Source organism: Streptomyces sp. NPDC029152 (assembly GCF_055564355.1).
The window spans coordinates 130,119-151,153 of sequence record NZ_JBVHWR010000017.1; the positions used below are offsets into that span (position 1 = coordinate 130,119).

The window sequence follows — 21,035 nt, forward strand, 5'->3', positions numbered from 1 at the left end:
CGTGTCCAGGGGGGAAGCTGGAGGTGTCCGCCGGACAACGGGAGAAGCCCGTGAGCGGCGTTCCTTTCGGTGCCTCGGGTCCGGCGCTCTTCTCGCGGTCGGGTCCGCGCCCAGGGACGCCGGTGCGGTCGGGTGACTTGAAGCCCGGGATCGGGGAACCGGAAGGGGTGCCCCGACCCATGAGAGGAGGACGGGTGCCCGGACACCCGGCTTTCTCACCGGAAGAAGGACCATGATGGCGCACGAAGAGGACGACGGGCGCACCGACGGCGACGGCGTCACACGCCGCCGTCCGCTGCGTGAGTGGCACGCCGAGGAGACGGTCGAGGTCGCGGTGCCGGTCCGCACGGCCTACAACCAGTGGACGCAGTTCAAGACGTTCCCGCGCTTCTCGGCCGTGGTGCGCGACGTCGAGCAGGTCAGGCCCACCGTCACCGCGTGGACCATCGGCTACGGCCTGCTGCGCCACCGTTTCCCGGTCGAGATCGTGGAGCAGGACCCCGACGCCTACCTGGCCTGGCGTGGCCTGGAGCAGCACCCCACCCACGAGGGCGAGGTCGAGTTCAGGCCCACGGGATCCGGCGGCACCGCGATCACGGTCCGGATGCTCCTGCGGCCGCACGGGGCCGCGAAGGTCCTCACCCGCTCCCCCGGGGTCACGGGGCTGACCGCCCGGCTGGTGCGCGCCGAACTGGTCAACTTCAAGCACTTCATCGAAGGGCTCGGCCAGGAGGGCGGCGCCTGGCGCGGCACCATCCGCAACGGCCGCGTCCAGCACGACACCCCGGAACCGCCCAGGAGCCGTGTCGCCCAGTGGCCCGTCGGCTGACCCGCCCACCCGCACACGGCAAGAGAAAGGCCAAGCGATGCAGAACCCGCCCGGTCAGGAGCCGGAGACCTCCCTCTCCGTGACACCGCCGAAGAAGTGGGCGGCCGGGGTCCCCGCCGTCGTGCACGCTCTGGAGTACTCGCTGGAGCAGACCTCCCCGCGCAAGACCGGCGTCGACCTGCTCACCATGAACCAGGTGGGCGGCATCGACTGCCCCGGCTGCGCGTGGGCGGACCCCGCCCCGGGCCGGCGCCACCGCAACGAGTACTGCGAGAACGGCGCCAAGCACATCAACGACGAGGCCACCACGCGCCGGATCACCGCCGACTTCTTCCGCGAGCACAGCGTGTCCGACCTGGCGGCCCGTTCCGACATGTGGCTCAACCAGCAGGGCCGGCTCACCGAGCCGATGATCAAGCGGCCCGGGTCGGACCACTACGAGCCCATCGGCTGGAACGACGCCCTGGGCGTCCTCGCGCAGGAACTCAAGGGCCTGGACTCGCCCGACGAGGCGGTCTTCTACACCTCCGGCCGGGCCAGCAACGAAGCCGCTTTCGTCTTCCAGCTCTTCGCCCGGGCCCTGGGGACCAACAACCTGCCCGACTGCAGCAACATGTGCCACGAGTCCAGCGGCTTCGCCCTGAACGAGACGCTCGGCGTCGGCAAGGGCACCGTGAGCCTCGACGACCTCCACCACGCGGACCTGATCTTCCTGGTAGGGCAGAACCCGGGCAGCAACCACCCGCGGCAGCTGTCGGCCCTGGAGGAGGCCAAGCGCAACGGCGGCCGCATCGTGGCGGTCAACCCGTTGCCGGAGGCGGGGCTGCGGCGCTTCAAGAACCCGCAGAAGCCGCGCGGGGTCGTGGGGCGCGGCACCCAGATCGCCGACCGCTTCCTGCACATCAAGCCGGGCGGGGACCTCGCCCTGTTCCAGGCGCTGAACCGGCTGCTGCTGGAGGCGGAGGACGCGCGTCCCGGCACCGTCCTGGACCACGACTTCATCGACGCCCACACCTCCGGTTTCGAGGACTTCGCCCGGCACGCCCGCACCGTCGACTGGGACGGCGTGCACGCGGCGACGGGACTGACCCGCCAGGAAATCGAGAAGGTCCGCGACGAGGTCCTCGGCAGCGAACGCGTCATCGTGTGCTGGGCGATGGGCATCACCCAGCACAAGCACGGCGTGCCCACCATCCGGGAGATCGTCAACTTCCTGATGCTGCGCGGCAACCTGGGGCGCGCGGGCACGGGCGCCTGCCCGGTGCGCGGCCACAGCAACGTCCAGGGCGACCGCACCATGGGCATCTGGGAGCAGATGCCGGACATCTTCCTGGACGCCCTGCAGAAGGAGTTCGGTTTCGATCCGCCGCGCCCGCACGGCCTGGACTCGGTGAACTCGATCAAGGCGATGCTGGAGGGCCGCATCAAGGTCTTCCTCGCCCTGGCCGGGAACTTCGTGCGCGCGGCGCCCGACAGCGAGGTCACCGAGAAGGCGATGCGTTCGTGCCGGCTGACCGCCCACATCTCCACCAAGCTCAACCGCTCGCACACCGTCTGCGGCGACACCGCCCTGATCCTGCCGACGCTGGGGCGTACCGAGCGTGACGTCCAGGCCGACGGCGAGCAGTTCGTCACCGTCGAGAACTCCATGAGCGAGGTGCACACCTCCAAGGGGCGGCTCGAACCGGCCTCGCGGATGCTGCTGAGCGAGGTCGCCATCCTGTGCCGGCTCGCCCGGCTGACCGTCGACGGCGTGGGGAACATCCCCTGGGCCAGGTTCGAGGGCGACTACGACACCATCCGCGACAGCATCTCCCGGATCGTGCCGGGCTTCCACGACTTCAACGCCCGGGTGACCCGTCCGGGCGGCTTCCAGCTGCCCAACCCGGTCAACGAGGGCGTGTTCAGGACCGAGACCGGCAAGGCCCGGTTCACCTGCAACGAGCGGGTGGTCCCCCTGGCTCCCCAGGGGCACCTGCTGCTGCAGACCCTGCGCTCGCACGACCAGTGGAACACCGTCCCGTACACCAACAACGACCGCTACCGCGGCATCCACGGCAGCCGCCACGTCGTCCTGGTCAACCCGGCCGACCTGTCCGAACTCGGCCTCGCCCAGGGCGACCGGGTGGACCTGGTGAGCGTCTGGGAGGACGGCACCGAGCGCCGGGCGGAGAACTTCGAGGTCGTGTCCTACCCGGCGGCCAAGGGTTCGGCCGCCGCCTACTACCCGGAGACGAACGTCCTGGTGCCGCTCGACAGCGTCGCCGACATGAGCAACCAGCCCACGTCGAAGGGCATCGTCGTCCGCCTGGAACCCACGGGCGACCGGTCCCGGCCGGCACCCGTCTGACCGGCACCGGGACGGTCGTACCCCGGGCGGGACTGCGTGGACGCAAGGCGGTGACGTGCCGGTGGCCGGAGTCAGGAGCGTTCGTACAGCCGGCGCAGGCCGCCGCGCAGAAGCGCCCGGCGTCGAGGAACGTGCCCCAGTCAGCGATGTCGGCGGTGGCCAGGCTGCCGGTGGCGGGGCGGGTGTAGGCGGCGAGTGCCGAGATCATGAAGAGGACGGAGCCGAGCTGGTTCACGGCGGCGCTCCACCAGCCGAGGCTGCGGCGGCGCAGGCAGGGCCGGCCGCGGTGGCAGATCTCGACGAAGGCGCGGTGGCCGGAGATCAGGAACAACAGGCAGCCGACCACGTCCGGTGCCCAGATGAGCCGGTTGGCCTGCTGGACGCTCAGCCCTCGCAGGAAGGAGTCCAGCAGGTCGACGGCGAACACCAGCGTTCCGGCGAGCAGGACGAAGGTGCTCAGCCGGTCGACGCGGGCCGGCTCGTAGCTCCACCAGCGCCAGCCGCGGGTGGCCGGGCGGCCGTCGTCGCCGCGTTCGTGGCAGGAGGACGTTGACGACCTGCAGCGGGCAGACGTAGCCGCCGATGGTGAAGAACAGTCCGCCGGCGAAGTGGATCGAGGCGCAGGTGGTGGCGTCGCCGGAGCCGAACTGGGCGGCAGCGGCGCCGGCCGCGAAGAGTGCTTGGCCGAGCGCCTGGCCACCCCCGTCCGCCCGACATGTACGGGAAAAGCACTTGATGCGTACGTGATCCGTACGGCTGAACCATGGGGGCAGTGCCCCGTCCCCAGGGTCTGTCGTCAAAGGAGATCGGGTCTTGCATCATGGTCCGGTGGTTCGTCGTCGTGAACTGGCCGATGCCGAAAGGGAATTCATCCGGCCGTCGCTGCCCCGGCCGTGCCGGGGACGCAGCCGGCTGGACGACCACCGGATCCTGAACGGGATCGTATGGAAGGTCGGGGCCGGGGTGACCTGGCGGGACGTGCCCGAACGGTACGACTCCCGGGCAGCCCTGCACACCCGCTTGCGCCGGTGGGCCAAGGACCGCACCTTCACCCGGATGCTCCAGACCGCCCGGGCGAAGGCCGACGCGGCCGGAGACATCGGGTGGCTGGTGTCGGTGGACTCCACCCTCGTGCGCGCCCACCAGCACGCGGCTGGGGTCCGAAAAGAAGGGGGCACCGCGGCCAGGGACCCGGACGGTCCCGGGGCGGCCTGACCTCCAAGATCCACCTGGCCTGCGACGCGGTCGGCCGTCCACCGGCCCTGGTGGTCACCGGCGGAGACACCATCGGCTGCAACCGCTTCACCACGGTGAGGGAGGCGATCCGGGTGCCACGCCCCGGCCCGGGCCGCCCCCGCACCCGGACGGACCACGTCATCGGCGGCAAGGGCTACAGCTCCAAGGCGATCCGGTCCTGGCTGCGCCGCAAGGGCATCGCGCACACGATTCCCGAGCGGACCGACCAGATCCGCGACCGGGCCCGGCGCGGCAGCCGCGACGGTCGGCCACCGGCCTTCGACAAGCAGGTTTACAAGCGCCGCAACGTGACGGAACGGTGCTTCGACCGGCTCAAGCAGTGGCGCGGGACCGCCACCCGGTATGACAAGACCGTCGAGTCCTGCCGGGCGGCCGTCACCCTCGCACCGCTACTGATGTGGGCGTGACGCTTTGACAACACCGTCCGGTGCCGTGACCGGCATGGCTCGCCGGGCCGGAGCGGAGGAACGCGGTGTTCATTGAGATCGTCTTTGCAGGTCTGCCCATCGACCGGGATGAGGTCCAGGAAGCGCTGGACGCCACGTTCGGCCTCGACGGCGAAATCACGGGTACGAGCAGGAAGCAGTGCTGCAGCGGGCCTACTCGTGACGGCCAGCGCCTCGGCGGGCACCGATCTTGATCGTTGATCTCGGCCTAACAGAGACGCGGCGGAACTGTCACCGCGAGACGCCGGCAAACGTCACCGGAAGCGCGGCTCGCCTGTCACCACTTCCTCGCCGCCAGACAGCCCGTGTCTGGGCACTTCCGGAAGCACCCCCACTGACGGTCAGACCGCGCTTCGTGGTGGCGCTTTCGCTGCGCCTCACACCGGCCGGGGGCGGCACAGGCACAGGCAGGGCTCCGGCCGGAGCGGACGTCATGCCGCCGCGCGCTCGCCGGCCGGTCGGCGGCGCAGTTCGGGGCGCTGGAGGGCTGGCGGCTGGTAGGCCATGTCGAGCGTGCCGGTGTCGGTGCCGGGCGGCACGATCGCGTCGATGCGGTCCAGCACGTCGTCGGTGAGGGCGACATCGACGCCCGCAAGCAGGTCGTCCAGGTGTTCCGTGGTCCGCGGTCCGAGGAGGGCCGACGTCACGCCCGGGTGGGCGAGCACGAAGCCCATCGCGAGATGCGTGAGCGGCAGGCCGGCCTCCTCAGCCAGCGGGATGAGCTGCTCGACCACGTCGAGCCGACGGTCGTCCGTGAGGTGCCGGAAGCCATACTTCGACCGGTGCGTCGCGGCCTCCTGGCCCTTGCGGTATCGCCCCGTCAGCAGGCCGCCGCCGAGGGGCGACCAGACCAGGGTGCCCATGCCGAACTCCTGCGCCGCCGGGAGCACCTCGCGCTCGATGCCCCGGTTCAGGATCGAGTAGACCGGCTGCTCGGTGCGCGGCCGGGCCAGCCCGCGCCGCTCGGCGACCCAGTGCGCCCGGACGATGTCGCAGGCCGGCAGGGCCGACGTGCCGAAGGTGCGGATCTTGCCGGCCCGCTGCAGATCGGTGAGGGCCGCGAGGGTCTCCTCGATGTCCGTGTCGGGGTCCGGACGGTGGATCTGGTAGATGTCCACGTAGTCGGTGTCGAGGCGGCGCAGCGAGTCCTCCAGCGCGCGCACCAGCCAGCGCCGGGACGCGCCCTGGTGGTTCGGCTCGTCGCTCATCGGGTTCCGGGCCTTGGTCGCGAGCACGACGTCGGCCCGTCGTCCCTTCAGGGCCCGGCCGACGATCTCCTCCGACTCGCCGTGCGCGTACACATCGGCGGTGTCGACGAGATTGATGCCGGCGTCGAGCGCCCGGTGGATGATGCGGACGCAGTCGTCGTGGTCGGGGTTGCCGAGGGCGCCGAACATCATCGCGCCGAGGGCGTAGGGGCTGACCTTGATCCCGGTCCGGCCGAGGCTGCGGTAGCGCATGGTGTCTCCTTCAGGTCGTCCTACTGTGTAGCTGATACCAGCCTGTCTGTCGCTCGCCGGACTATGAATACTTGTGCATCCCGATTTCTTGCGCGAGAGTACGGACATGGATCCCGACCGACTCTCCGAGGCACTCGACCTGGTCGAGGTGCGCAGCGTGCTGACCGGCGGCGTCGCGGCCCGCGGCGGGTGGTGGGCCCGCGGCCCGCTGGCCGATCCGGTCAAGTTCTTCGCGATGGTGAGCGGGCGCGCCCGGCTGACCACCGACGGCGTCGTCGAACCGATCGACCTCGTGGCGGGTGACGTGGCGATCCTCACCGGGCGCTCGTGGGTGGCCTTCGAGGCCGGCGCGGCGCCGCGCCACGAGATCCAGCCGGAGTCGGACTTCTCCACCGCCCGCTTCGCGGGCTCGGACCCTGCCGTCGACGACGTCGTGATCGGCGGGTGCGTCAGCGTGAACGAGGCCGGGCGGGCGCTCCTGCTGGAGTCGCTTCCACCGGTGGCCCACATCCGGTCATCCGCCGCCGGAGACGGGGACCGGCTGCTCGCCGCCCTGCTGCGGCTCTTCGACGAGGCGACCGGCGACCGGCTCGGCTCGGCCTTCGCGATCCGGCAGTACGGCCAGCTGCTCCTGCTGGAGGTGCTGCGCTGTTACGTCGACCAGACCCTCCTGCCCTCCGGCTGGTTGCGCCTGCTCGTCGACGAGCGCCTGCGCCCCGCCGTCGACCTGCTCCACGGCCGCCCCGGACACGCATGGGGGCTGCAGGAGTTGGCGCGCGCCGCCGCGATGTCCCGGACCACATTCGCGGAGCGGTTCCGCGAGGCCGCCGGTGTACCACCACTCACCTACCTGGGCCGGTGGCGCATGCTGCTGGCCCAGCGCGCGCTGCGGAACGGCGACGCCCGTGTCGCGGCGCTCGCCGCCGAGCTGGGCTACGGCTCGGAGAGCGCGTTCAGCACGGCGTTCAAGCGCGTTGTCGGGGAGTCGCCGCAGCGCTACCGGATGCGCGTGCGCCAGGAGAGCGTTCCGATCACGGGCCGGTGATGGAGGTCACCCCCGAGCAGGGCCGGCGCGCCTCGGGTACCTGTCCAGGCTCAGGAGAACTCGCGGATGTCGCACAGTGGGCAGGAGGCCGTCCCCGCCTGCTCGGTCCTGACGACGAGGAGTTCGTCGTCCAGGCGGCCACCACCCGCCCGACCAAGCTGGACCAGTCATCGGGACGTCCTGGCGGCAGAGCGCCGTGAATGCGCCCGGGTCCGCAGCAAGAGGGCACCCGCTGGGGCGGGCGAGCGCGAATCGCGGCCCGATCACTCACTGACATGCAAGGTCGCACAGCCCGCGACGCCCAGCTCGGACAGCACTGCCCTAAGCCGCCCCAGGGCCGCAGCAGGGCCTGAGCTCTCCGCGATGTCGAGGTCGAGATGGCAGCGACCCATGCCGCTTCCCGCGCCGGTGACCTCGCCGTCGAGCTCGAACGCCGCCTCCAGAGCCTCCTCGACCTTGCCACGATCGACCGGCAGCCCCGCGAACACGACTTCAACGAACACCCCGGTCTCCCTCTCAACGCGGCGAACCATAACGGTCACAGCACTACTGAGATTTTCGTAAGTTCGGTGGGTGTGGTGGCCGTGCGGGCGGGAGGCTGTCGGCGTGGCTTATCAACCTTCCCCTTCGGTTGCCGGCTCCTCTCTTCCTCCCTTTGTCACGGCCTCAGTTGGCGGAGGCGCGTCGTGTGCGAGCAGCCGAGTTGTTCGAGGTCGGCGTCTCGCATGCGGAGATCGCGAGAGCGGTGGGGGTGTGTGCCGAGAGCGTGCGGCGTTGGCGGCGGGTGTGGGAGCAAGGCGGTGCTTCGGCCCTGCGGCGACGGGCAGCCACCGGACGCCCACCGAAGCTGGACGACACCCAGGCCGAGATGGTCCGGGCCGCGTTGGAGCAAGGTGCCCAGGCTCATGGTTTCGAGGCCGACCTGTGGACCCTGGAACGAGTCGGCGCGGTCGTCACCCGGACAACAGGAGTGGTGCTGTCGAGGGCGTCGGTCTGGCGGCTGCTGACCGGCCGGCTCGGATGGAGCCTGCAACGCCCCGAGCGGCGGGCGGCCGAGCGGGACGAAGCGGAGATCGCCCGCTGGATCGCGCACGAGTGGCCACGCATCAAAAAGGGGCCGTGACCACATGTGCCTGGATCGTCTTCCTCGACGAATCAGGCGTTTCCCTGCTCCCTCAGATCCGCCGCACCTACTCGCCCCGAGGGCGGACTCCGCTCCTGCGGCACCGTCTGAACCGGAAGCGGGCGTCGATGGCCGGGGCCTTGGGCTGCCACTCCACCGACCCCGATCGCGGGGCCCGGCTGTGCTTCCACCTCAAGCCCGGCAGCTACGACACCGCCGCCCTCATCGAGGTCCTGGAGCAGATGAAGGTGTTCTACCGCGGCGAGCGGGTGGTCCTGGTCTGGGACGGCCTGTCCGCCCACCGGAGCCGGGCGATGCGAGCCTGGGCCGCCGAGCAGGACTGGCTCACACTGGAACGCTTACCCGCTTACGCTCCCGAGCTGAACCCGGTGGAACTGCTGTGGTCCTCACTCAAGAAGCGTGAACTCGCCAACCTCGCCGGCGACCACCTCGCCGATGTCGCCGACGCCACCGAGCAAGGCATCCACCGCATCAACACCAACCCCCGACTTCCATGGTCATTCCTCGCCCACACCGGCCTGACCATCCACCCACCACACCCACCGAACTTACGAAAAGATCAGCAGGGCATGTATCGGAAAGTGCTGGTCGTCGGAGTGGCACTGCCTAAAATGACATGCGGTCTTCGCTCGGTCGTGCTGGGGTCAGTCGCTATGAATGATCATTTCCCCGACGAAGCCGACTTGACGGACAGGATGGAACGGAACCTGGCGGAACACGCCTGTCATATGCACCGGAGTATGTCCGGTGCGACTGTCGCAGAGACCGGCGACCTCCTGGTCGCGGACAGCGGCCTGGACGACGACACGTTCAACATCGTCGCCGCGGCCCGCTTCACCGCCGCCGATGCCACGGCCCGCATCGCCGAGACCGTCAGGACGCTGGTGGACACCGGCCGCAGTTTCTCCTGGTGGGTGGGTCCTGCCTCGACACCGGCAGACCTCACTGCCCGCCTGACGGCGGCCGGGCTGCCGGTGTCCGAACGTGAGACGGCGATGTGGGCCGAGCTGGACGACACCCTGCCGCCTCCCGCTGTCCAGGGACTGGACATCCGGACGGTGACCACGCCCGAACAGCTCGCCGACTACGCCACGGTCCTCGCCGCGAACTGGAATCCACCCGCTGAAACCGTCCGCGACTTCTTCGCCCGGGCCGCTTCGCAGGCGCTGGCCGCGACCTGCCCGGCCCGGTATCTGGTGGGCTACGTGGAGCACCGTCCGGTCTGCTCCGCCGAGGTGTTCCACCACGCAGGAGTCGCCGGCATCTACAACATCTCCACCCTGGCCGCCCACCGCCGGCGCGGCTACGGCGGGGCCATCACGCTCGCAGCCCTCCGCACGGCCCGCGAGCGAGAGCACCGCATCGCGGTCCTACAGGCGTCGGCCGACGGCGAGCCCGTCTACCGCCGCCTGGGGTTCCGCGCCTGCGGCCAGTTCGTCGAACATGCCATCAACGCCTGAACCGCCAAGACCTTACGGGCTGGCCGACCGTCATCCCTGAATGAGCTGGTCACAGCCACTCATTGATGGCCGCTACGAGGACAGCGGCCTCGTAGCGGCCCGCGGGTTTGTCGTATCTCGTGGCCACGGCCCGGTTCCTTTTGAGGCGGTTGATGCCGCACTCGACGGCATGTCGAGCCTTGTGGTCCTTGGCGTTGAATTCGGGCGGTCGGCCACCGCGGGAGCCGTGCTTCTTGCGGTTGCGCGCCTGGTCGGCCTTGTCCGGGATGGTGCGGCGGATGCCACGGCGGCGCAGGTAGGCGCGGTTCTTGCGGGAGGCGCACGCCTTGTCAGCGCGTACGCGATCGGGGCGGACGCGTGGCCGGCCCGGCCCGAGGCGGGACACACGGACCCTCTCCAGCACGGGCTCGTACTGTGGCGAGTCACCACGCTGCCCTGCCGTGATCACGACCGACATGGGCCTCTGGCCCTGCTCGACCGCCAGGTGCAACTTGGTGGTGAACCCGCCGCGTGACCTTCCCAGCCCGTGATCTCCGGGCTCGGTGAACACACCGCCCGGCGGTTCCTTCTGCAGGTCACCCCGCTTGCGGGCCCCGGCCGCAAGCGGGTGAGCGCGGCAGACCGTGGAATCGACGCTCAAGTCCCAGACGATCGCGCCTCTCGCGTCGGCCAGGGATTGGAGCCGAGTGAGGATCCGCTGCCAGGTTCCGTTCCGCTGCCACCGGCGGAACAAGTCGTGGACCCGGCTCCACGGTCCGTACTCGACGGGTACGTCCCGCCACGGCACACCGGTCCGAACACGGAACCGTATGCCGTCGGTCAACTGCCGCCGAGGCCAGACAGGCGGCCGTCCCGCCCTCGCGCCCTTCGGTAACAACGGCTCCAGCACTGCCCACTGTCAGTAAGAGGTCATCTCAATTGGCGAAGGCGCCGCCCGTGAGAGTGCGGCGCAGGCGCGAGGGCTTGACCGTGATGTGAGACTTTCAGCATGGACATGGGGCGTGAGTCGCGGTGGGAGAAGGACGCGATGACGGTGGAGATCGTCTTCGCCCTGGTGACTGCCGCCGTGCTGGCTGGGTTGATTTTTGCCGTTGCCTGGACTTTCACCCTGATCCCTGACTTCTCTGGATCGGCAGAGAGACACGTTTTGGTGGGCGGCGTGCTGCTCGGAGCGGTGGCCGGAGTGTGGCGTCTTGTGCGGGTGCTGCTTCGGTTCGACAAACAGCGCCGCTTGGGCCGCTGACCACGGATCTTTCCGTTAGGGTCGGTAGCCTCTCAGCGTGGGGATCGTTGAACGGCTGGTGCCGGATGAGCTGTGGGAGCTGTTCCAGCGGGTGGTTCCGGAGGCGCCGTCACGACCGCAGGGGGGCGGCCGGCGCCACGGCGACCGTGAGGTGCTGGCTGCGATCGTGTTCGTGGCGACCTCGGGCTGCACATGGCAGCAGTTGCCGACGGCATCCTTCGGGCCGTCCGGCGCGACGGCCCACCGCAGGTTCACTGAGTGGACGAAGGCCAGAGTCTGGGCCAAGCTGCACCGCCTGGTCCTCGACGAACTCGGTGCCCGTGGCGACCTGGACTGGTCGCGGTGTGCGATCGACTCGGTGAACATGCGGGCCCTGAAAAGGGGGACCTGACGGGTCCGAATCCTGTTGACCGGGGCAAGTTCGGCTCGAAGATCCACCTGATCGCCGAGCGGACCGGTCTGCCCCTGTCCGTCGGCATCTCGGGCGCCAACGTCCACGACAGCCGGGCCCTGATCCCGCTCGTGAAGGGCATACCCCCGATCCGGTCCCGCCGAGGACCCCGTCGGCGCAAGCCCGCCAAGCTCCACGCCGACAAGGGCTACGACTACCGCCACCTGCGGCAATGGCTGTCCCAGCGAGGCATCCGACACCGCATTGCTCGCAAGGGCGTCGAGACATCACAACGACTCGGGCGGCACCGTTGGACCATCGAACGCACCATGGCCTGGCTCGCCGGCTGCCGCCGACTCCACCGCCGCTACGAGCGCACGGCCGAGCACTTCCTCGCCTTCACCAGCCTCGCCTGCACCCTCATCTGCTACCGCAGGCTCACCAAATGAGATGACTTGTAAGTGAGTCACGCTCACCAGCAGGACCACCAGTCACATTCTCACTGCCGATAGAAGATGCGGGCACACCTTGGCAGGATGGCCCGCCAGCACTCTGCAGCTACCGTGCCGGAGCGCGCAGGGCCGCTGACGTCCGCAGTCGTTGCCGTCAGCGCTGCCGTCACTGCGTCGGCTCCTGCGTCATGTGAGCACCGCGTCCAAGGAGTGAGGTCGGCACGGGCGAAACCGGCCGGATTCGAACCGGCGTCCTCGCGATTTTAGAGACCGCGCGCGACGACCTCTGCGCTACGGCTTCGCCCGGCGGGGATCCTAGCCGATCGCATTTCGGGAGAGACCCGGCTTTGGTACTCCCAGCGTTGATCGGCCGGCGAGGCCTCAACGACCGAGGCGAGTCGTCGGTGCGCCCCTCGATGCGAACTACGGGCGGGACGGTCGTTGAGGTCTGCCGAGCTGGTCAGCGAGCTTCCGGGAGCCGGTGGCGATCGGTTGCAGTCGTGGTGGTTGCTGTACTTCGCTGCTGTACCGCAACTCCATGCCGCTTCGCAGCGACGCGCTTACAAGGCTGCACATCTCGATCTTGAGTGAGGGCATGAGAAGATTGCCCTCACTCAAGGAGGTTCGAATCCTGTGGCCGTCCCTATTGCATACAAGGGGCTTGAGTTGATGCCCACGTGGTTTGTCATCACGGTTGCGGTCTTGGCTGCAGTCGGGATCATCCTGGCCTACCGACGGAGACAATGATGACCAGCGCAGAGCTGTCGAGCCGTTGCCCATCGGTTGACGGAGGCGGCTCGCCCCGGGCCATGAGAGACGGATCGACCTTATCCCTGCGGCAGCCTCGGTCAAGGCTCCGTGACCGGACAGACCTGCACAGTGTGCGGTGGCACGGCCAACTGCTGGAAGACCGTTTCAATCAACGGCCGTGATGGCTGGGTCGCAGCGGAGTGCGTGGTGTTGGGCGTCTGATCCCCTCGGCGCGCGCACCACACGACAAAGCCCACGGCATGATCAGTTCGGATGCTGTGGGCCTTGTCGTTGTGAATTACTGACCTTGAACGGGTGATGTCGTCCCGGTTCGGCTGACAGCCAACTGCTGTGTGCGCTGTCTCAATGCGGTGTGAGATATGCGCAAGGGGGTGGGCTGTCCGACAGGGAGCGGGTGGCCTGGGAACGGGTCCGGCTGGAGGCCGGGGCCCGGTTCGAGGCGGGGCAGGCGAACGCTCGGATTGCGGCGGATCTGCGGGTTTCGGTGCGGTCGGTCGAGCGGTGGCGCAAGGTATGGCGGGAACGGCGTGAGGCCGGTCTGGTGTCGAAGGGATCGCCGGGCCGGCCGCGGTTGTCGGGCGAGCAGATCGCCAGGCTCGAACGGGAGCTGGCTCGTGGTCCGCTGGCCCATGGCTGGCCCGTCCAGAGGTGGACGCTGGCCCGGGTGAGAACGATGATCGGCCGACTGTTCCACGTCGCCTACACGCTCGAGGGCACGTGGAAGCTCCTGCGGTGGCACGGCTGGTCCTGGCAGCAGCCTGTCCGCCGGGCCACCGAGCGGAACGAGGAGGCCGTGGAGGTGTGAAAGGAGGAGACCTGGCCGGAGGTAGAAGGATGGCGGCGGTCTCCGGGGCCTGGATCCCCTTCGAGGACGAATCCGGGCAGTCGATGAGGCCGCCTCGTGCGAAAACCTGAGCGCCCCGGGGCGTCACCCCGGTCGTGAAGGTCCGCGGTGGCGGAAGAGGAAGGATCCACGTCGCCGGCATGGTCTGCCACCAACCGGGACACCGGTCCCGCTTCTTCCACCACATCCGCACCCACCGTGGTCGCAGGAACGAGCCGAAGAGCCTGACCTGGCGCGACTACCGCGACCTGATCCGCCGGGCCCACCAACAACTCGGCGGCCCGGTCATCCTCATCCGGGACAACCTGGCCACCCACCTCGTCCGCCCCTTACGGGAGGTCATCGAAAGGGCCGACTGGCTGACCGTGGTCCAACTGCCGTCCCACGCACCTGATCTGAACCCGCAGGAAGGCATCTAGTCCCTCCTGAAACGCGACCTCGGCAACCTCACGGCCCAGACCTTCGACGAACTCCTCCGCGCGGTGAAACACAAGCTGAAATCACTCCAGTACCAGCCCGACATCATCGACGGATGCCTCACTTGGACCCGGCCTCACCCTCGAAGCCACCCTGGCCGACAACACTATTTAAAGATCAGTACAACGTGGGATGAAGGCCGAAGCCACGCTGATCGCTCGGTCGGAGGTCACCGGGACTTCGGGACCGGCCAGGGCTGGTGTCCCGGGCCGGTCGGATGCGTGCCCGTGACGCCCGTGACCACCGAGTAGAGGCTGGTCTGCGCGGTGATGAAGAGACGGTTGCGCTTGGCTCCACCCCAGGAGATGTTGGCCACCGTCTCGGGAATGTTGAGCCGTCCGATCAGCGTGCCGTCGGGGTCGTAGCAGTGCACCCCGTCGTCCATCGCGGCTGCCCAGAGCCGTCCGCCGTCATCGAAGCGGAGGTTGTCGAAACGGGCGTTCTGGCGGGATGCGGAGTCGGCGAAGACCTTGCCGTCGGAGAGTGTGCCGTCATCCTGTACGTCGAAGACCCGGATGCAGCCGGCCCTGGTGTCGGAGACGAAGAGCTGTCGCTCATCGGCCGAGAAGACCAGGCCATTCGGCGCCGCGAAGCAGTCGGCGACCAGGCGTACTTCACCGCTGTCCGGGTCGATCCGGTAGACGTTGTTGGTGCCGATCTCGCTGTCGGCGCGATAACCCTCGTAGTCGCTGGTGATGCCGAAGTCCGGATCGGAGAACCAGACGGAGCCGTCCGACTTCACCGCGGCGTCGTTCGGGCTGTTCAGCCGCTTGCCCTGCCAGCGATCAGCCAACACCGTGACAGTGCCATCATGCTCGGTTCGCGTCACTCGGCGGTTGCCCTGCTCGCAGGTGATCAGCCGGCCCTGGCGGTCAAGGGTGTTGCCGTTGGTGTGCCCCGCGGAACGGCGGAAGACGCTGACGGCACCGGTCTCCTCGTCCCAGCGCAACATCCGGTCATTGGGGATGTCGCTCCAGATCACCTGCCGCCAAGCAGGAAGATAGATCGGTCCCTCGGCCCAGCGGCAGCCTGTGTACAGCACCTCCAAGCCGTCATCACCGTTCATGCACCGCCCGGTACGGAACCGATCGTCGAGCATTTCGTACAGCGCAGGGCGCTCGCTGGTCATGGATCCCCTCCCTATAGATGCGCCGAACCTTTACCGAACAAGCTTCGGCTTAAGAAGGAGATTGCAAGATGACGTATAGTCTATGCAAGGTTATTCCGAATGGAGAGTTGTGGATCACATCGATCGTGCCCTGCTGGCACAGCTCCAGCAGGACGCCACCCAGCCCTACGCCGCGCTGGGCCAGGCTGTGGGCCTGTCCGCAGGCGCGGCTCATGAGCGCGTGCGGAAGCTGCGGGAGCGCGGCGTCATTCGGCGCACCGCGGCCGAACTGGACCCGGCAGCGGTGGGCGGCGGCGTACTGGCCTACGTGATGGTCGACTCGACCGCCTGGATGGGCGATTCGGCGAAGGACTTCGCCGCACTTCCCGAAATTCTGGAGGCGCACATCATCGCCGGCAGCGCCTCGGTGCTGGTGAAAGTCAGGACCACGACCACAGAGCAACTACAGGACGTGCTGCGCCGGATCTACGCCATCGACGGAGTCAGCGGGACTCAGGCAACGGTTGTACTGGAGACCTTTTTCGAGCGGCCGGTCTCCCCGCAGGCCGCCCACCAGGCGTGAGCTCACGCACGTCATGAACGGTCGAACGCAGCTCCCCGTGCCACCTGAATGAGCCGAAGCTCAGGAGTTGTCACTGGCGGGACCGGCTGAGCTGGTGAATGGGGACGGCCAAGGCAGCCTGGTTGTCACACATGAGGCATCCGACGTGTCACAGATGCTCATTCAGCAGTCTTTCTGTCACCAGAAATGAAGATCGGGAGTCTGAGGTTCTCCACGGCGCTTCGATGGGCTCATGGCCGCCACCAGCGCCACATCCCGTGACTTCGAACAGGCCCTCGACGGGTGCTGTCACGTTGGCTGACCGGGCGGGATGACCTTTGGGTTGGTCATGGTGGAGGGGGACCGTCCGTGGACAGCGGGTCGCCGTCGTACAAGGGGCACCGGTATCCGATCGAGATGGTCTCCCACTGCATGTGGCTGTACTTCCGCTTCCCATTGTCCTGCCGCGAGGTCGAGGAACTGGTGCTCGAGCGCGGCGTGATCGTCTCGTACGAGACCGTGGGTCGGTGGTGTATGAAGTCCGGGCCGGCCTATGCGGACGGACCGGGCCGCCGCCGGCCGCGGCCCGGGGACAAACGGCATCTGGGCGAGGCGTTCGTGAAGATCAACGGGGAGCTGACGTGCCTGTGGCGGGCCGTCGACGCCGACGGCAACGTCCTGGACATCCTCGTGCAGAACAGGCGGGACAAGACCGCCGCCAGGCGTTTCTTTTGCCGCCTGATGAAGAAGACACGTGCGGCCCCGCGGGTGGTGGTCACCGACGAACTCCGCTCCTACGGCGCCGCCCATCGTGAGGTCATGCCGTCGGTGGAGCACCGCTCGCACAAGAGCCTGAACAATTGGGCCGAGAACAGCCACCAGCCCACGCGGCAGCGCGAACACGCGATGAAAGGCTTCCGCTCCGCCGGCACTGACGTCTCACACCGGGCCTCAACGCAGTACCGGAAGAGATACCGCAGATGGGTCGGCGCGCTGCCGGTAGGGGGATCGGCCGTCGCGTAGACAACGACCTCATAGTCGCGCATGTAGTTGGTGTATCCGTGGTGCACGACAGCGTGATCGAAGACCTCGTCCAGCATCTGCTCAAGTACGGCGGTATCCATGCCGCCCTTCTACCTCACTCGGCAAGACCTTCAATAACGAGATTCACAGGTGTTGGGCGCCGCTGCCCTCAGAGATCCCCCGGACAAGTCCTATCTAAGCCGCCTTGTTCTGGAGCAGCAGAACAACCGGCGACGACGTCGGCGGACCCGCTGCATGCAGCAGCTGGGTCCGGCCGCTCGCGTGCTGGCGCTGCACCGGGGTGGGCCGGCCTTGCTACATATGCAGCACCCGTGTGCCGTCTGGACCGTGCGAATACTGCGCTGCACTCCCGAGCGGACTTGCAGCACGTGTCTTGCACCCTTCACCACTAGGAACAACAGGACGTCGCGTCCGTGCAGCACGAGGTGCTGCGCCCGGCCGGTGGCCACCGTCGGCGGCTGCGGCCTGGTGGGAGCGAGCAGGCCTTGCGCCCCATTGGTAGGTAGTACAGGTAGTACCTATGCGCGGTCGTAGATCCCCCTGAGAACAGAACTCGGGCCAGGAGCAACAGGACGAGGTACGGGAGAGGACATGGTCGCCGTCGGCCCGGGCGCCCGGCGCCCGCACGAACCGCTGTGCGCCGCTGTGGGCGCCTCTGGGTGTCTTGATCGCCGCTCGAGCTCGAAGGGCTCGGAACGCCACAGACGGTTGCGCAGGGACGGGAAGGATCATGCGCGGCGAATGGGCCGGGTCGGGTATCGGCACAGGCGGCAGCGGGCTTCGCTCTCAGGGGGAGATTCACAACCCGCGCATAGGCACTACCTGTACTACCTACCAATGGGGTGCAAGGCTGTCTGCGGAGCCGTTCGCGACGGGCACACGGTCCCGGCCCGCGGAGCGATGCCCGGGGCCGGGGGGCAAGGGTGCAGGACGGGATGCCGGGGGAGGTCAGAGGCTCTGGGCGAGCGTCTCGCAGTACCCGAGGGCGGTCGCCGCCACTCCGAGATCTCCCTCGGCTGCGGACCGCCGTGCCGCACGTCCATCATCACCAGCATGCTCTGCAGCGGGCTGTCCTCGCCGACGGCCTCCGCCTCTTCGACCCGGGCGAGCAGCACCCGGTCGGCCTGGTCCAGGACGTCGGCCCACGCACCGCCGTACGCGGCCGGGTCGACGCCGGTCAGCGGTGTCAGCCACAGGTCGGGCGTGCGACTGGAGCCGTCCTTCGGGAGAGCGGAAGTCGAGGACTGCGCCGCACGGCATCGTGCCGGTGTCCGGGTGATCCGCGGCGCCGGGCCACCCGTCCAGGTCCACGGTGTGCGCCGGGCACAGGAACACGAGCCAGGCCGCGCCCGTCCCGGCGGCCTGCGCCGGGCCTTCGCGGAGCACAGTGGCCTTGAACGGGCACTCCACCATCGTGCGCAGCCCTCCGAGCTCGCGGTGGCCGGAGAGCTTCTGGACGATCGACGGTACAGCCGGCTCCTTCGCGGGTCAGACCTCGAGGTAGGCGACGACAACTACCGTGCGGAGCGCCGTGACCCAGTACAAGAGGCGTACGCGCTCGACTTCGTCGGCGTACTCGCGCAGTCGGGGGTCGGCGGTGTCGCCGGGGATCGGCTCGCCGATGTCGGGATCGACGGAGATGACCACCAGGGCGCGGTCCAGAGCGTGGATCTCCGCCTCGCTGGTCAGGTTCTCCAACTGCTTGGCGGCGGCGTCGGAGAACGCGATCCGGGCACGGCGCGGGCCGTGCTGCGGGGCCATCAGGCGACGGCCGGGCGCTGGGAGGCGAGGCGGGCGAGGTGGGCCTCGCGCAGCTCCTCCCACGGGGTGCACTGCTCGGGGTCGGGCAGGCCGTTGGTGGCGATGTCCTCCAGGACAGCGGCGAACCGGTCGGCGTCGGCGCGGATCTTGGCCGCGTACGCGCGCACCGCATCGGCGGCCGCGGACTCCAACTGCCGGGCGGCGGTGTCGGCGGGGGCCGGCTGTTCGCTCATCGAGGGCTCCAGAAGGCAGAACTGGCGTTGCTCACCACGGTATCCCCGGGCAGCCGGGCCGGAGACCGCTCCGGCTGAATTAGGTATCGGTTGCGCTCCGTGGTCGCACCCGGCGAGGTGTCACTCTGTTCGGTGCAAGGCCGAGATCCGGGGGTCGACCCCGTGATCACGGGCTCGACTGGCAGCGTGACACCCTGGCGTCACAGCCGGAACGAGGGCGCGCGACAGCGTGACAGACACCATTGGTGATCAGCAGGTGGGGCGGGCGCGGGTGTCCGGTGACAGCGAACCTGGACCATCTGCCACCGAAGTTGGACCGCCGTTCGGTTCGTGACAGCAAAGTTGGATCGGGGGCTGAGAGGCCACAGCCGTGGCATCACTGTCGGCGCCTTGCCTGACCCGAGCGACGCCTACGGAGTTGAGGAGGGCGCCGAGGAAAAATCCATGCTTGACCTCAACCATGGTTGAGGGGGGAGCGTCGAGTCATGACCACTCACGACTCGAGGATTCTCCTCTTCCGGAACACCATGCGCATCACCGACGGTCACCTGGAGGGCTTCCGCGACGCCATCGCCAGGGCAGTTGCGTTCGCCGAGCAGCACGGGCCTCAGCTGATGGTGGAGACCTTCGTGGACGAGGAGCGGATGCTCGCCCACAGCTTCCAGCTCTATCAGGACTCCGATGCGGTCCGCCTCCACTGGAAGCTGGCGGACCCCTACATCCAAGAGGTGATGAAGCACTGCCAGGTGGAGCGCTTCGAGGTGTTCGGGGCACCGGACGCTGATGTGGCAGCGGGCGTGCGTTCAGCTCTCAGCGAGGAGTGCACGCTGACGTTCAGCCCGCGCATCGCCGGCTTCGTCCGCTTCGCCACCGGACTCCGCGCATAGCCCCCGGCTCCTCGTCGCTCGACACCAGCGGTCCAACTTCGATGGCAAACGATCCAGCATCACTGTCAGAGGACGAAGGCTGCGAGGGCTCCGGCGGCTTCGGGCTCGGTGGTGGCGAGCCGGGCCGCGAACGTCAGCTCGTCGACGGCGGCGCCGGGGACCAGGCGGGCGAGTTCGGCGAGCAGCGCGGCGTGCGCGAGGACCGGCGGGGTGAGAAGGCCAGCGGCTTCCTCGCGGGCGACGGGGTCGCGGTAGTGCCCGCGGTGCGCGGCCAGGGCGTGCGCGAGCCAGGCGTCGGCGTCGGCGTCGGCCTGTACGTACCCGCCGGCTCGCCGCGTGAGTCCGTCCCGGGCGGCTTTGTCGCCGTCGCGTGGCTCGGTCTGCTCCAGGGCGCCGAGCTCGCGCAGTACCTGAAGTCCGTCGGCGCGGGCCGCGACCCTGGCGGCTCCGCACGGCTCGGCCTCGCGGTCGGCGGCGGCCGCGGCTCGGCTGCGAGCTCGGCCTGGACGACGGCGTCGGCGTCCGGGGGGTAATTCCATGCGCGCTCCCCGATCGCTCGTTGTCTCATTGTCAGGAACGAGCATCGGGGAGCGCCAGTGTCTGCCGTCAGGCTGCCGGGTAGCCGATGGTGGCGTTGCCCTCGACGTATTCCCCGTCGTCCGCCTTGGTGAAGGTGAAGTAGTAGGTGCCGTCCATCGGCGCGTCGAAGTAGGCACGCCTGCCCTCGATGCAGTTCAGCGTGTGGCCTTCCATGCCGGTGTCCTTGCCGATCTTCTGCCGGACAAGGAGCGCATGGAAGGAGCGCTGGTTGTCGCACCAGGTGAACAGCACGGAGACCTTGCCCCGCTTCTGGGTCCAGGTCTGCGTGTCCATCCGGTACTTGAAGGCGAAGGACACCTTTTTCTCCGCCGCTGCGACCGGATGCGCCTGCCCCAGGGTCAGGGCTGTTGCGCAGAGGGCCGCCGCAACTGCTCGGGCGGCGCACTTCTTCGTGGCTTGGAGCATGGGGTGGGATTTCCTGTCCGGTGCGAAGGGATGTCTCGTCTACCCTTCCAAGGCTGGTCCGCTTGCTCCATCACCTGTACGGGCGGAAGTGGTAGCGCCCGGGTGACTCGGGTTTTTGCATTCGATGCCAGAGGTCTCGCCGCCGCTCGTGCCTGCCCCCAAGTGGTGTAACCGAGGTCCAGGTGCCCGAGGCCCGCGAGGCGCTGCGCCTGGTCCACGAAGGTGCTGGTGAACAGGCGCCGGGCCGAGGTCTCGCCGTACCGGTC

General features: G+C 68.6%; 19 protein-coding genes and 5 pseudogenes. 15 read left to right on the forward strand and 9 right to left on the reverse strand.

Annotation, left to right across the window (positions count from 1 at the left end):
• The first annotated feature begins 232 nt into the window (after positions 1 to 232).
• The 5 genes and pseudogenes from ACZ4V6_RS29450 to ACZ4V6_RS29470 all read left to right on the forward strand — a co-directional run bounded on the left by ACZ4V6_RS29450 (position 233) and on the right by ACZ4V6_RS29470 (position 5,076).
• Positions 233 to 829, forward strand: coding sequence for an SRPBCC family protein (locus tag ACZ4V6_RS29450; protein WP_467833374.1), 597 nt, complete (start codon positions 233 to 235; stop codon positions 827 to 829).
• A 37-nt stretch (positions 830 to 866) separates the two neighbouring features.
• Positions 867 to 3,179, forward strand: coding sequence for an FdhF/YdeP family oxidoreductase (locus ACZ4V6_RS29455; RefSeq protein ID WP_467833375.1), 2,313 nt, complete (start codon positions 867 to 869; stop codon positions 3,177 to 3,179).
• Positions 3,180 to 3,385: 206 nt separating this feature from the next.
• The gene (locus ACZ4V6_RS29460) at positions 3,386 to 3,664 is read left to right on the forward strand and encodes a hypothetical protein (protein ID WP_467833377.1); all 279 of its coding nucleotides are present in this window, start codon (positions 3,386 to 3,388) and stop codon (positions 3,662 to 3,664) included.
• A gap of 343 nt (positions 3,665 to 4,007) precedes the next feature.
• A pseudogene (locus ACZ4V6_RS29465) lies at positions 4,008 to 4,843 on the forward strand (IS5 family transposase).
• 65 nt (positions 4,844 to 4,908) lie between these two features.
• Positions 4,909 to 5,076, forward strand: a complete 168-nt coding sequence (locus ACZ4V6_RS29470; protein ID WP_467833378.1) for a hypothetical protein — start codon at positions 4,909 to 4,911, stop codon at positions 5,074 to 5,076.
• Between the two features lie 237 nt (positions 5,077 to 5,313).
• On the opposite strand, the gene ACZ4V6_RS29475 is transcribed toward ACZ4V6_RS29470, so the two are convergent.
• Positions 5,314 to 6,342 carry an aldo/keto reductase gene (locus ACZ4V6_RS29475; RefSeq protein WP_467833380.1) on the reverse strand — a complete coding sequence of 343 codons (1,029 nt, stop codon included), beginning with the start codon at positions 6,340 to 6,342 and terminating at the stop codon, positions 5,314 to 5,316.
• 106 nt (positions 6,343 to 6,448) lie between these two features.
• Here ACZ4V6_RS29475 and ACZ4V6_RS29480 point away from each other — a divergent pair, with 106 nt between their 5' ends.
• Positions 6,449 to 7,387 (forward strand): helix-turn-helix transcriptional regulator, encoded by a 939-nt coding sequence (locus ACZ4V6_RS29480; RefSeq protein WP_467833381.1) that lies wholly within the window; start codon positions 6,449 to 6,451, stop codon positions 7,385 to 7,387.
• A gap of 263 nt (positions 7,388 to 7,650) precedes the next feature.
• On the opposite strand, the gene ACZ4V6_RS29485 is transcribed toward ACZ4V6_RS29480, so the two are convergent.
• Positions 7,651 to 7,890 carry a hypothetical protein gene (locus tag ACZ4V6_RS29485; RefSeq protein WP_467833382.1) on the reverse strand — a complete coding sequence of 80 codons (240 nt, stop codon included), beginning with the start codon at positions 7,888 to 7,890 and terminating at the stop codon, positions 7,651 to 7,653.
• Between the two features lie 185 nt (positions 7,891 to 8,075).
• Here ACZ4V6_RS29485 and ACZ4V6_RS29490 point away from each other — a divergent pair, with 185 nt between their 5' ends.
• From ACZ4V6_RS29490 to ACZ4V6_RS29500, 3 genes and pseudogenes are all read left to right on the forward strand, one after another.
• Positions 8,076 to 8,510: a winged helix-turn-helix domain-containing protein gene (locus ACZ4V6_RS29490; protein ID WP_467833383.1), complete on the forward strand. Its 435-nt coding sequence runs from the start codon at positions 8,076 to 8,078 to the stop codon at positions 8,508 to 8,510.
• Positions 8,408 to 8,878: pseudogene (locus ACZ4V6_RS29495) on the forward strand (transposase); the annotation flags it as partial. The gene ACZ4V6_RS29490 and the pseudogene ACZ4V6_RS29495, both read left to right, overlap by 103 nt.
• A 348-nt stretch (positions 8,879 to 9,226) precedes the next feature.
• Positions 9,227 to 9,991 carry a GNAT family N-acetyltransferase gene (locus ACZ4V6_RS29500; RefSeq protein WP_467833405.1) on the forward strand — a complete coding sequence of 255 codons (765 nt, stop codon included), beginning with the start codon at positions 9,227 to 9,229 and terminating at the stop codon, positions 9,989 to 9,991.
• 49 nt (positions 9,992 to 10,040) lie between these two features.
• Here the strand turns inward: ACZ4V6_RS29500 and ACZ4V6_RS29505 are convergent, their stop codons facing one another.
• Entirely contained in the window at positions 10,041 to 10,880 is an 840-nt protein-coding gene (locus ACZ4V6_RS29505; protein ID WP_467833385.1) for an IS5 family transposase, read from the reverse strand.
• A gap of 99 nt (positions 10,881 to 10,979) precedes the next feature.
• Here ACZ4V6_RS29505 and ACZ4V6_RS29510 point away from each other — a divergent pair, with 99 nt between their 5' ends.
• The 3 genes and pseudogenes from ACZ4V6_RS29510 to ACZ4V6_RS29520 all read left to right on the forward strand — a co-directional run.
• Entirely contained in the window at positions 10,980 to 11,234 is a 255-nt protein-coding gene (locus ACZ4V6_RS29510; RefSeq protein ID WP_467833387.1) for a DUF6332 family protein, read from the forward strand.
• A 43-nt stretch (positions 11,235 to 11,277) separates the two neighbouring features.
• Positions 11,278 to 12,074, forward strand: a protein-coding gene (locus tag ACZ4V6_RS29515; RefSeq protein WP_467833407.1) for an IS5 family transposase whose coding sequence is annotated in 2 segments (ribosomal slippage) — positions 11,278 to 11,610 and positions 11,613 to 12,074 — 795 coding nt in all. Because the reading frame shifts where the segments join, the coding sequence is not laid out codon by codon here.
• Between the two features lie 1,126 nt (positions 12,075 to 13,200).
• Positions 13,201 to 14,240: pseudogene (locus tag ACZ4V6_RS29520) on the forward strand (IS630 family transposase); the annotation flags it as partial.
• A gap of 98 nt (positions 14,241 to 14,338) precedes the next feature.
• Here ACZ4V6_RS29520 and ACZ4V6_RS29525 read toward each other — a convergent pair.
• Positions 14,339 to 15,298, reverse strand: coding sequence for an SMP-30/gluconolactonase/LRE family protein (locus ACZ4V6_RS29525; protein ID WP_467833388.1), 960 nt, complete (start codon positions 15,296 to 15,298; stop codon positions 14,339 to 14,341).
• A 109-nt stretch (positions 15,299 to 15,407) separates the two neighbouring features.
• Between ACZ4V6_RS29525 and ACZ4V6_RS29530 the strand changes: the two genes are divergently transcribed.
• Positions 15,408 to 15,860 carry an Lrp/AsnC family transcriptional regulator gene (locus ACZ4V6_RS29530; protein ID WP_467833390.1) on the forward strand — a complete coding sequence of 151 codons (453 nt, stop codon included), beginning with the start codon at positions 15,408 to 15,410 and terminating at the stop codon, positions 15,858 to 15,860.
• A gap of 348 nt (positions 15,861 to 16,208) precedes the next feature.
• A pseudogene (locus tag ACZ4V6_RS29535) lies at positions 16,209 to 16,769 on the forward strand (IS6 family transposase); the annotation flags it as partial.
• Here ACZ4V6_RS29535 and ACZ4V6_RS29540 read toward each other — a convergent pair.
• The 3 genes and pseudogenes from ACZ4V6_RS29540 to ACZ4V6_RS29550 all read right to left on the reverse strand — a co-directional run.
• Positions 16,760 to 16,963 (reverse strand): annotated as a pseudogene (locus tag ACZ4V6_RS29540) (YxiG-like protein); the annotation flags it as partial. The pseudogenes ACZ4V6_RS29535 and ACZ4V6_RS29540 overlap by 10 nt on opposite strands.
• 1,408 nt (positions 16,964 to 18,371) lie before the next feature.
• Complete coding sequence (locus tag ACZ4V6_RS29545; RefSeq protein WP_467833391.1) at positions 18,372 to 18,644, reverse strand: hypothetical protein; 273 nt, start codon at positions 18,642 to 18,644, stop codon at positions 18,372 to 18,374.
• The gene (locus ACZ4V6_RS29550; protein WP_467833393.1) at positions 18,644 to 18,877 is read right to left on the reverse strand and encodes a hypothetical protein; all 234 of its coding nucleotides are present in this window, start codon (positions 18,875 to 18,877) and stop codon (positions 18,644 to 18,646) included. Before ACZ4V6_RS29550 ends, ACZ4V6_RS29545 begins: the two co-directional genes overlap by 1 nt.
• A 485-nt stretch (positions 18,878 to 19,362) precedes the next feature.
• On the opposite strand from ACZ4V6_RS29550, the gene ACZ4V6_RS29555 reads away from it, so the two are divergent.
• Positions 19,363 to 19,764 (forward strand): hypothetical protein, encoded by a 402-nt coding sequence (locus tag ACZ4V6_RS29555; protein ID WP_467833394.1) that lies wholly within the window; start codon positions 19,363 to 19,365, stop codon positions 19,762 to 19,764.
• Between the two features lie 65 nt (positions 19,765 to 19,829).
• Here ACZ4V6_RS29555 and ACZ4V6_RS29560 read toward each other — a convergent pair whose 3' ends face one another.
• Together ACZ4V6_RS29560 and ACZ4V6_RS29565 are read right to left on the reverse strand one after the other, a co-directional pair.
• Positions 19,830 to 20,303 carry a hypothetical protein gene (locus ACZ4V6_RS29560; RefSeq protein WP_467833396.1) on the reverse strand — a complete coding sequence of 158 codons (474 nt, stop codon included), beginning with the start codon at positions 20,301 to 20,303 and terminating at the stop codon, positions 19,830 to 19,832.
• Positions 20,304 to 20,370: 67 nt separating this feature from the next.
• Positions 20,371 to 20,769: a hypothetical protein gene (locus ACZ4V6_RS29565; protein ID WP_467833397.1), complete on the reverse strand. Its 399-nt coding sequence runs from the start codon at positions 20,767 to 20,769 to the stop codon at positions 20,371 to 20,373.
• Between the last annotated feature and the right edge of the window lie 266 nt (positions 20,770 to 21,035).